This window comes from Sciscionella sediminilitoris, assembly GCF_000737195.2.
Lineage (GTDB): Bacteria > Actinomycetota > Actinomycetes > Mycobacteriales > Pseudonocardiaceae > Sciscionella > Sciscionella sediminilitoris.
Map to the genome: position 1 here is coordinate 256,637 of NZ_JALM01000020.1, position 10,061 is coordinate 266,697.

At 70.1% G+C, this 10,061-nt stretch carries 9 protein-coding genes; 3 read left to right on the forward strand and 6 right to left on the reverse strand.

What is annotated here, in order from left to right; all coding sequences use genetic code 11:
- Positions 1–5 precede the first annotated feature (5 nt).
- Positions 6–605 (forward strand): TetR/AcrR family transcriptional regulator, encoded by a 600-nt coding sequence (locus AD72_RS11215; RefSeq protein WP_197284932.1) that lies wholly within the window; start codon positions 6–8, stop codon positions 603–605.
- Between the two features lie 11 nt (positions 606–616).
- Here the strand turns inward: AD72_RS11215 and AD72_RS11220 are convergent, their stop codons facing one another.
- The 6 genes from AD72_RS11220 to AD72_RS11245 all read right to left on the reverse strand — a co-directional run bounded on the left by AD72_RS11220 (position 617) and on the right by AD72_RS11245 (position 7,216).
- Complete coding sequence (locus AD72_RS11220; RefSeq protein ID WP_031466407.1) at positions 617–916, reverse strand: hypothetical protein; 300 nt, start codon at positions 914–916, stop codon at positions 617–619.
- Positions 916–2,748 carry a hypothetical protein gene (locus AD72_RS11225; protein WP_031466408.1) on the reverse strand — a complete coding sequence of 611 codons (1,833 nt, stop codon included), beginning with the start codon at positions 2,746–2,748 and terminating at the stop codon, positions 916–918. Before AD72_RS11225 ends, AD72_RS11220 begins: the two co-directional genes overlap by 1 nt.
- Positions 2,745–3,380, reverse strand: a complete 636-nt coding sequence (locus AD72_RS11230) for a toll/interleukin-1 receptor domain-containing protein (protein ID WP_051898491.1) — start codon at positions 3,378–3,380, stop codon at positions 2,745–2,747. Before AD72_RS11230 ends, AD72_RS11225 begins: the two co-directional genes overlap by 4 nt.
- A 45-nt stretch (positions 3,381–3,425) precedes the next feature.
- Positions 3,426–4,637, reverse strand: a complete 1,212-nt coding sequence (locus tag AD72_RS11235) for a helix-turn-helix domain-containing protein (RefSeq protein ID WP_031466410.1) — start codon at positions 4,635–4,637, stop codon at positions 3,426–3,428.
- Positions 4,638–4,844: 207 nt separating this feature from the next.
- Complete coding sequence (locus tag AD72_RS11240) at positions 4,845–6,143, reverse strand: MFS transporter (RefSeq protein WP_051898492.1); 1,299 nt, start codon at positions 6,141–6,143, stop codon at positions 4,845–4,847.
- Positions 6,144–6,256: 113 nt separating this feature from the next.
- A complete protein-coding gene (locus AD72_RS11245; protein ID WP_031466412.1) occupies positions 6,257–7,216 on the reverse strand; it encodes a LysR family transcriptional regulator in 960 nt (319 codons plus the stop codon).
- A gap of 80 nt (positions 7,217–7,296) precedes the next feature.
- On the opposite strand from AD72_RS11245, the gene AD72_RS11250 reads away from it, so the two are divergent.
- Positions 7,297–8,373, forward strand: coding sequence for a PrpF domain-containing protein (locus AD72_RS11250; RefSeq protein ID WP_031466413.1), 1,077 nt, complete (start codon positions 7,297–7,299; stop codon positions 8,371–8,373).
- 19 nt (positions 8,374–8,392) lie between these two features.
- Positions 8,393–9,778: an MFS transporter gene (locus AD72_RS11255; RefSeq protein ID WP_037345351.1), complete on the forward strand. Its 1,386-nt coding sequence runs from the start codon at positions 8,393–8,395 to the stop codon at positions 9,776–9,778.
- Positions 9,779–10,061 lie beyond the last annotated feature (283 nt).

Below are 10,061 nucleotides of genomic sequence, written 5' to 3' on the forward strand. Positions count from 1 at the left end.
AGTCCATGACGGACATTCCGCCGGCGGGTGCGCGGCAGCGTACCGCGCTCATCCTGGATGCCGCCCTGGATTTGTTCGCCACCAACGGTTTCGCCACCACCTCGATGCCGATGATCGCGGAACGCACCGGGCTCGAGGAAGAAGCACTGCGCGCCTGTTTTCCGAGCACCAGGGCGATCTACCGGGAACTGTTCGAACGGTACGGGCCGATCTCGGCCGAGGTGCTGCGGATCGACCCGGCCGCGCTCGGCCGGCGCACTCCGTACGAGGTGCTTCCCGAACTCATCGACCGAATGGTAGCCGACTGGTCGAGTCACCGAGCGCGCCAGTTCGTCACCATCACCGGAATGGAACCCGCGAAGGACGAGGACATCCTCAGCCTGGACGAAGCGAAATGGGTCACCGGGCAGCTGTTCGACGTCTGGCAGGGCCGTGGGCTGCTGCGCGGTGATCTGTCCCCCGAACAACTCGGGTGGGAGCTTTTCGCACCGCTGTGGTGGTTGCGGACCCGGCTGCTGCGGATCGGCGGCGACACCGGGAGGGCGCACCGTGCCATGCGCAAGCACCTCTCATTCTTCCTCACCGTCACCCGACCGGGGAATTGACCGTTCGGGGTTCACTCGGACTCTTCGGTGTCGCTGGCCCGCAGATGCTGCGCGACATGGGGAAGACCGGCCGCTTCGAGGACGTTCGCCAGCCGCCACGCGGTCAGCGCACGCTGTTGCGGCCGCACCTGGCGGAGCAGACCACGCGCGTGCTGCAGGGCCTCGTGCGCGGCGGGCTCGCACACCGGGCAGTCGAAGTCGCTGCGCTGCGGGCCGCGCGGCCCGCAGCGGCTGCGCAGCCAGACGACGGCCGCGATGGCGAGGGCGGCGGGGAGGAGTGCATGCGGTCTGCCGAGGCGATTGAGGCTCATCATTCCAGGGGATTCGTGGTCTCGGTGAGCATGGCGGCGAGCCAGTCGAGTCCTTTGTGGACAGTCGAATCCGGGTCGGCGCCCTGCTCGGGGATTGCTCCGGGAAGGTTCTCCGGCCATGGGCGGTACCCGGGGTCGAGCAGCCCCCGCCAGAGCCGGATCTCGGCGGCGGACGGCGCGCGTTGCTGTTCGCGGGCGCGCAGCAGTTCGAGCAGCCTGCGGTAGTTTCCCGGCACGGTGGCCAGCTCGAGCAGCACGGTGACGGCGGTTTCGGCGAGGCGGGACTCGGCGTTCCTGGTGAGGTGTTCGAGTCGGGTCAGGGCCTCGGCGGGACTCGTGTGCACGAGGGTTTCCACGCAGAGATCGAGCACGGTTGCGGCGAGCGCGGCACCGGTTTCCGGATCCCTGGCCCATTCGAGTGTCCGGGCGCTGGTGCCGAGCGCGTGTTCCCCGGTGCGCCACAGCCCGGCGAGCACGGTGCATGCGGCCGCCCGCAGTCGCCCGTTCACCGCGTTCGGCCCGGTCCGCCAGCCGCGCACGGTGGCGAGCAGATCCTCGGTGCGCATGCTGGCCCCGGCATGGCGGAGATAGCCGTGCAGCAGCACGGTGCGCCCGGCCCGGTCCAGGCGCGGATGACTGAGCATGGTGGTGAGCCACGCGGTGAACTGCGGGCGCAGCCGCGGATAGTTCGCCCAGAAATGCGCGGCTACCAGTTCGGCATAGCCCTCGTTGGGGAACCGGACCTGCCGCCGCTCGTCGAGTTCGGCCCCGATCTCGGTGAACCGCTGCATCAGGTCGGGTCCGCGCAGCAGGGGAGCCTCCTCGGCCGCGCCCAGCCGCAGCGCGAGCGCTTCCGCGGCGTCCTCGAGCAGCTCCGCGTGCCCGCCGGGCAGCATGGCGGCGGCGAACAGCAGCGCGCGGTCCCGTTCCTCGCGCAGTCCGCGAACCTGATCGGCCACCTCGATCGCGGGCAGGGTCAGTGCGCGCAATCCCGCCTCGATGCGCCGCTCGATCCCGGTGTCCGGGGAGCGCGCGGTGTTCCCGGCCAGGTGGGCGAGCTGGCGCATGGTGTAGGCGGTGAACGGGATGCGCAGGCTGCGCTCGGGAAGGGTGCCGCGCCCGCAGCGCACCCCTTCGGCACGCAGATGCCGCAGCAGCACGGTCGCCGGATCCGGCCGGTCCAGCCGCACCAGCTGGGCGCGCAGTTCCTCGGCCAAGTAGGGCTCGTGCCCGGTGCGCAGCAGCACCACGAGCGCACCCGAGCGTTCCCGGGCCAGCCAGCACAACCCGGCCAGGGTGCGGCGCAGTTCGCGCACCTCGCGGGCCTCGAGGGCGCGCAGGTCGAGCAGTAACCGGTCACCTTCCTCGATACCGCCGTCGGAGGCGAGCTCCCCGGCGAACGGTTCGCGCACCGCCGCATCTCCGGCGGGCACATCGTGCAGCAGCATCAGCGCCGCGCTGCGCCGGCCGACCCCGCGCGGCCCGCTGAGCAGCACGGCGCCGTGTTCGCGCAGCGCGGCGGCGGCCCCGGCGTACCCTTCCGGCGGCACGAACCGCCCGCGCAGCCAGGCCAGGTGCGCCGTGCTCACCGGAGGCGCCACCACGCTGGGCTGCCCGGTGCCACCGCGCTGTTCGGCATCACTGTGCTGTTCGGTGCCACTGGGCTGCCCGGTGCCACCGTGCTGTTCGGTGCCGATGAGCAGGATCGTGCTGTCCCGGATGGTGCCGTGGAACTGGTGCCCGCTCCCGGTGTGCACATCCCCGGCGGTGTCGTTGACCAGCAGCCGTACATCCCCGGTCACACTGCCGAGCCCGCCGTGCCCTCGGGTCATGGGCAACCGTCCGCGCCGAGCAGCCCGTCCCGCCGGGCGTGGCGCTCCGGGCAGGGGGCGGCATTGATCACCGCGCCGGAGCCGAAGACGATGGTGCCGACATTGCCCGCGATGTGCCCGATGCCGCCGAACCGCACCTGCTTCTCGGATTCCCCGGACTGCCCGGCCGTCTCGGGCACGAACCGGCGCACCGCATCGGCAAGGCGCTCCAGATCGGCGTCGATGGTGCGATGGTTGACCCGCACGTACTGGCAGCGGGCCAGTCCGGCCAACGGCCCGGGCAGCTGCGCGGTCTCCAGCCGCGGTGTGTTGTCCACGAGCACCGGGACGACCGCGATCCCGAGCCCGAGCGCTTCCTGGATCTCCCTGCGCGGCCAGTCCGCTGGGTCGTCCACGAGCCTGCGCCCGTCCTGCCCGCGGGCGAACCAGCGGGCCCCGATCACCGCGAGCAGTACCCGCGCCCCGCGCACCCCGCGCACCAGTCCCTCGGGGAAATCCTCACCCGGCTCGATGGATTTGCTCGCGCGGAACACCTCGGCGCGCCCGAACCGCCCGGCGAGGTCCCGCTCGATCATCGCGGCGAGCCCTGCCTCGTCTCCCGTGCGATAGTTGACGAACACACTCCAGGACACAGTGGTCCTCCCAAACGATTCTTCCGACACCCATGAACTGCCCGGTCAGCTCGCCAGTCGCTCGAGCCGCTCGGCGAGCTCCACCGCCTGTCCCTCGCCGCGGTAACGGCGCAGGCTCCGGGAACACTGGCGGACATCCAGGGCCACGGTCGCCGAACCGACGGCCTGGATGTCGTCGGCGAAGCGGCCGAGTCTGAGATGCGCGCCCCGCAGGTCCTCGGCGCCGACGCAGGAGAGCACCGCGCGGATGCCGAATCTCGCGCGGGCCCGCCGCGCGTCCGGGGCGAGCCGGTCGATTTCCTTGTCCAGCAGGGAAATCGCCTTCTCGTGCTCGCCGAGTTCGGTGGCGCACCAGCCCTCGGTCATGCTCACCTGGTCCGGGACGTGGATCGAACCGAGCGCCATCGCGTCGGGTTCCTCGGCCACCGCGAGCGAACGCGCGCGGTCCACGCTGCGCCTGCTGTTCGCCTCATCGAAGGCGAGCGCGTATCCCTGCGCCTGGCGTTGCGCCGCCCGGCAGCGCACCCGGGGATCGATCCGCTCATCGCCGACCAGCGCCTCGGTCAGCTCGATCGTGCGCCGCGCCCAGCCGGCGTAGTAGGCGATCAGCGCCCTGCGGAGCACGAGATTCGGCAGCAGCTCGGTGTATCCGGATTCCTTGGCCATCTGCTCGGCGAGCGTGATCCACCGCTCGGCCATCCCGGCGTCCCCGGCCTCCTGCTGCATCCACGCCGCGTACTCCGCGCTGCGCGCCCCGAGCCGCAGTGCGGACCTGCGGGCGGCTTCGTCCCCGGTGCCGAGTGCCTGCTGCTGGGCACCGGCGCACACTCCCGGAAGCAGGGCGAGCGCCATGTTCGCGTCCCCGCGCTGCCCCATCTGCCGCGCGTGCAGGAAGCACTCCCGCAGCCCGGCGAGGACTCCCTCGTCGGCGGCACCGGCCCGCGCCGGAAGCCCGAGCGGGAGCAGCGAGGACAGCGCCGCTCCCGCCGAGGCACACAGCACCCGGCGCCGGGTCCACGCCCCGGGCGGACCATCCGCTCTTCGGCTCGCCTCAAAGGCAGGCAGCAGTTCTCCCGCGCAGCCAAGCGCCGCCTCGCAGGCGCGCACCAGTTCGAAGTGCGGGTTGCGCTCCCCCGATTCCAGGCGGGATATCTGGCCTACGCTCTTGCCCACGAGCCCGGCGAGCGCACCCTGAGTCATCCCGGCCCGCTCCCGCGCCCTGCGCAGCACCACCCCGAACGACTCCCGCTCGCTCATCACCGAGCCCCTTCTCTTCGGCGACGGGGTCACCGCCGCACCGAAAGCTGGCCTGACTCAGTGTGCACACTGCGCACGTTTCCGGTAAGCCCCCGAAAGCGCTAGACAAATGACAACTGGCAAATGCCGATCTGAGCAGCGCAAACGGATCCGGGCGTTGAGGCGAGAGTCCCCCATGGTGGACGAAGGACGGGCGGCGAACACGTCTCACATGGCCGCCTCCACCGCCGAGGGACGTTGCGCGGAGCGGCCCCGCCACCCGGTCTCGGGGTAGCTCAGCGCACCGAGCAGGGACACCACCGAGGCGGCGAGGACATAGACCGGGATCGCCATCGGGGTTCCGCTCGCCGCGACCAGTCCGGTGAGGATCAGCGGGGTGGCACCGCCGAAGACCGAGACGGCCACGGTGTAGCCCAGCGAGATCCCGGTGTAGCGCACCCGAGCGGGGAACGACTCGGCGATCGCGCAGGAGATCACCCCGCAGTTGATGGCCAGCCCGAGGTTGAGCAGCAGATAGCCGCAGATCACGCTCACCGGATCGCCCCGCGCCGCGAGCAGGTACACCGGGATCGCCAGCGCGCCCTGGGCGATGGGACCGGCCACCAGGAACGGTTTCTGCCTGCCGATCCGGTCGGCGAGCCGCCCGCACACCAGGATGCCGATCGCGCCGACGAGGGAACCCACCAGCATCCCGGCGTACACCAGCGATTGCGGGACCCCGGCCTCGCGCACGAGATAGGCGGGGAAGAACCCGGCCTGCAGATAGGTGACCGAGGTGCCGACCACGATCATCGCGATGATCTTGAGCACCGAGCGCCAGTGCTGGCGCAGCACCACGCCCAGCGGTGCCCGCTCCGGATGCTCCGCCGCCCGGGTGAATTCCTCCGCCTCGCTCAACCGCAACCGCAGATAGAGGCCGATCAGGCCGAGCGGAAGGGTGAGCAGGAAGGGGATGCGCCAGCCCCAGTCGTTCAGCGCGGTGCCGGACATGCTGACCGCGAGGATCATGCCGATACCGGTCGAGGCCACCGTGGCGAACAGCTGGGTCGCGTTCTGCCAGCTGCCGTAGAACGCGCGCCTGCCATCCGGTGCTCCCTCGATCATGACCGTGGTGGCCCCGCCGAACTCGCCGCCGGTGCAGAATCCCTGGGCCACCCGCGCGATCACCAGCACCACCGGAGCGGCGATCCCGATCGAGCCCGTCGCGGGAAGCACCCCGATCACGAAGGTGGCCACCGAGATCCCCACGATCGTCACCGCGAGCGCGCCCCGCCTGCCGAGCCGGTCCCCGAAATGCCCGAACACCACCGCGCCGAGCGGTCGGAACACGAACGAGACCGCGAAACCGGCGAAGGTCAGCAGCAGGGACGCCTTTCCTTCCACCGGGAAGAAATTCAGTGCGATCGCGGTGGTGAAGATGCCGTACAGGCCGAATTCGAAGAAATCGATGAAGTTGCCGACCGAGGCCGCGAGCACCCGCTTGCGCCGCATCACCGTGTCCGTCATACCCGGCGACCTCCCTGTCCTCGGCGAGCGGATGCCCGCGCTACTGCCAATAGACCAAACCGGGCAGCGGTCCGACAAGACCGGAAAGCACGCGAATGGCACCATTCACTCGGTCAGCGGCCCCGTTCGCTCGGGACCGCGCCGAGACTGCCCCGCCGCGGAGCGGGACCGGCGAACTTCGCCGCGACCGAACCCAGGACCTCGATCATGGCGAGCGCCGCCGGGGTCGGTGACCGATTGTCCATGTGTGCCAACAGGATCCGCCGGGTCGGCGCGGGCACCCCGGTCGGGAACCCGGCCAGCCGCACATCGCTTCGCCGGTTGGCGAGGGCGAGCCGGGGTGCGATCGCGATCCCCAGTCCGGCGGCGACCATGGCCTGAGCCTCCTGGTAGTCGTGCGATTCGTAGGAGATCTCGGGTTCGAAACCGGCCAGCCGGCAGCTGCGGCGCAGCACCTCGGCGACCGGATGATTGTCCGCGCGGATGATCCACTGCTGCCCGGCGAGGTCCGCGAGCCGCAGCCGCCGGTCCAGCAGTTCGGAATCGGCGGGCAGCACGAGCATGCTCGGGTCATCGAGCAGCTTGGTCATGCGCAGCGCGGGATCGGTGATCCGGTTCCATTCGTAGTCCCACAGCATCGCGAGCTCGGTTTCCCCGGTGTGCAGTGAATCGATGAGCTCGGCGAGCAGCGCGGAGTACACCCCGGTGCGGGTGCCGGGATGTTTGCGGGCGAACCTGGTGAGCGCGAGCGGGAGCAGCGAGGCGCTCGCGGTCGGGAAGGAACCGAGTCGCAGGGTGCCCCGTTCCAGGCGGGCGAACGAGTCGAGATCGGCCTGCGCGGCCCGCAGTTCGCGCCGGATCGTGCGCCCCCGCTCGGCCAGCGCGCTGCCCGCCGCGGTCAGCCGCACCCCGCGGGGCAGCCGGTGCAGCAGCGGTTGTCCCGCCTCCTGCTCCAGCCTGGTCATCTGCTGCGAGGCGGCGGAGGCCGTCATACCGAGCGTTTCGGCGGCCGCGGTGAGCGAACCGTGCTCGGCGATCGCGGTCAGCAACGACAGTCTGCGGGCGTCCACCATGCACCGAGTTTAGCTGAGCTTAACTCGACCTAAAGGTTTCGCTATTGTGCTAAATCCAGGGTCGCGGGCATGGTCGGCGCATGCACGTTTCCGCGAGCCTCGTCCGTGGTGGCACGAGCAAGTGCTGGCTGTTCGACCACCGCGATGTCCCGGCCACCCTGGACGGTATCGAGCGGCTGCTCGTCGACGCCTACGGTGCCGCCGATCCGGGCCAGCTCGATGGTGTCGGCGGGGCGACCCCGACCACCTCGAAAGCGGCCGTGATCGCTCCCTCCAAGCGGCCGGGTATCGATGTGGACTACCTGTTCGGGCAGGTCGGAATCGGATCCGGCCGGGTGGAATGGGGCAGCAACTGCGGCAACTGCGCGACCGCGATCGCGCTGTGGTCGGTGCGCACGGGCCTCGTTCCGGTCACCGGGGACCGCACCGAAGTGGCACTGCGCAACACCAATACCGGCGCGGTGCTGCGCGCTGAGGTGGACACCGAAGGCGGGGTGCTGCCCGAGTTCGGCGAGCAGACGGTGCCGGGAACCCGGGCACGCGGAGTGCGGGTCGGGCTGAGTTTCCTGAACCCCGTGAGCGCGCCGCCGCCGAGCCCGCGCGAACGGCTGGGGGACGCCGTGGTGAGCATGCTCGACGCGGGCGCGCCGATGGTGCTCGTCGACGCGGAACACGCGGGGCGGACCGGGGCCGAGACACCGGCCGAGCTGCGTGCGGATGTGCCGTGGCTGTGCGGAATCCGGCAGGCCGCGGCACCCCGGTTCGGTATCGCCGAGCCCGGTGACGCGGCGCCGAAGGTCGGTTATGTCGGCGTTCCGGTCGACTACCTGAGCAGCACCGGACAGTGGATCGGCGCGCAGGACTACGACGTGTCCGCGCGCATGCTCTCGATGCGGGATCCGCATCCGGTGATCGGCCTGACCTCGGCGGTCGGCATCGCGACGGCGAACCTGCTGGACGGTTCGGTCGTGCACGCGCGTTCGGCCGCGCCCGGTGCGGCCACACTGCGGATCGGCACCGCGGGCGGAGTACTCACCGTGCACTGCTCGGAGTTCGCCGACGGCCTTCCCCGCACGATCACCGTCCGCCGCGCGGCGCGGATCATCTGCGAGGCACAATTGTTCGTCCCGGAACCGGTGCTGACCGTTTCCGCATGAGATAAGGATTGTTCCACCAATGACGATGGAAACGATCGCGGCCCGGATCGACCGGCTGCCCAGTTCCCGGTTCCACCGCGGTGTGGTGCTCAGTCTCGCGTTCATCTATTTCTTCGAGTTCGCGGACAGCAACGCGTTCTCCTATGCCGCGCCCGCACTGCGCGAACACCTCGGCCTCGGTATCGGCTCGATCGCGCTGGTCACCTCGGCCACCTTCCTCGGTATGTTCTGCGGGGCGGTCGGTGCCGGGCGGTTCGCCGACCGGGTGGGACGGCGCAGAGGGCTGATCGTGGCCACCGCGGTGTTCACCGTGTTCTCCCTGCTGAACGCGCTCGCCTGGTCCACGGGGGCGCTGCTGGCCGCCCGGTTCGCCACCGGGATCGGGCTGGCCGCGATGACCGTGTGCGCGAACACCTATCTCGCCGAGCTGATGCCACCGGCCCGGCGCGGCAAGGCGCAGGCGATCGTGAGCTTCATCGGCCATCTCGGCATTCCCGCGATGGCGTTCGCCGCGAAACTGGTGGTTCCGCTCGGCGAACACGGCTGGCGCCTGGTGTTCTGCATCGGTGCCGTCGGCGCGCTCGCGCTCCCGCTCGTGGCCCGGCTGCCGGAATCACCGCGCTGGCTCTACAGCACCGGCCGCACCGAGCAGGCCGTGCGGGCGCTGACCGCGATCGAGCGCAGGGTCGCCGCCTCCGGGCATCCACTTCCCGAACCGGTTCCGGTTCCCTCGGGCGGCGGTGCGGGCGAGCGCGTCACCCGGCCGTATCGCGCACTGTTCTCCCCGGGGCTGCGCCGATCCACCCTGGTGCTCGCGGTCGTGTGGATCTTCACCACCCTCGGCTACTACGGGTTCCTCACCTGGGTGCCCACCCTGCTCGCCGATCAGGGCATCTCCGTCGTGGACAGTCTCGGCTACACCACCCTGATCACGCTCGGCGCCGCACCAGGCGCCCTGCTCGCCTGGCCCATCTCCGCGTGGCTCGGGCGCAGGCTCGGGATCGCACTCGTCTGCGTGCTCGCCGCGATCTGCGGGCTGGTGTACGGACTCTCGTTCAATCCGGTCCTCGTGGTCGTGTTCGGTTTCTGCATGGCCGCGCTGCTGATGGCCTTCGGGGCGCAGATGTACACCTACAGCCCCGAACTGTTCCCGACCGCGCTGCGCAACACCGGAAACGGTCTGGTGTACGGACTCGGGCGACTGTCCAATGTGTTCGGTCCGATGATGATCGCCGCCGTGTACGGGTTCGCCGGTTACCAGAGCGTGTTCGTCTACATTGGACTGTGCTGGCTGATCAGCGCGGCAGCCCTGGTGTTCTTCGCACCGCGCAAGGTTTCCGGCGGGCTCACCGAATCCCTTGGGGAACAGAAGGAAACGGTTGTCGGGTACCGCTCACCCGCCTAGCTCCCGCCGCGACCACCGGTGTCGGCCCGTGCCCGTCGACCAAGTGAATCCCGCATCGATACCGGTAACCGATGCCCTCACCCATCAATGCGCAGCACACCACCGCACCACTTGCCAGACAAGACCTAGCCGCCCACTACTCCGTTCAGGCGATTCTCTGGTGAATGGCGGGAATCCGCGTTGGTGGTTGGTATTATAGATGTATGAACACTGGGGAAATGGGAGCAATACTGTCGAGCCGGGAGCGGTTGGACCGCTTTGTCGAGCAGGCTGTTGTGGTGCG

Bases quoted from the DNA above. Each gene is read 5' to 3' on its own strand.
- AD72_RS11215 (WP_197284932.1), top strand. From the start codon at position 6: ATGACGGACATTCCGCCGGCGGGTGCGCGGCAGCGTACCGCGCTCATC.
- AD72_RS11220 (WP_031466407.1), bottom strand. From the start codon at position 916: ATGAGCCTCAATCGCCTCGGCAGACCGCATGCACTCCTCCCCGCCGCC.
- AD72_RS11225 (WP_031466408.1), bottom strand. From the start codon at position 2,748: ATGACCCGAGGGCACGGCGGGCTCGGCAGTGTGACCGGGGATGTACGG.
- AD72_RS11235 (WP_031466410.1), bottom strand. From the start codon at position 4,637: ATGAGCGAGCGGGAGTCGTTCGGGGTGGTGCTGCGCAGGGCGCGGGAG.
- AD72_RS11240 (WP_051898492.1), bottom strand. From the start codon at position 6,143: ATGACGGACACGGTGATGCGGCGCAAGCGGGTGCTCGCGGCCTCGGTC.
- AD72_RS11245 (WP_031466412.1), bottom strand. From the start codon at position 7,216: ATGGTGGACGCCCGCAGACTGTCGTTGCTGACCGCGATCGCCGAGCAC.
- AD72_RS11250 (WP_031466413.1), top strand. From the start codon at position 7,297: ATGCACGTTTCCGCGAGCCTCGTCCGTGGTGGCACGAGCAAGTGCTGG.
- AD72_RS11255 (WP_037345351.1), top strand. From the start codon at position 8,393: ATGACGATGGAAACGATCGCGGCCCGGATCGACCGGCTGCCCAGTTCC.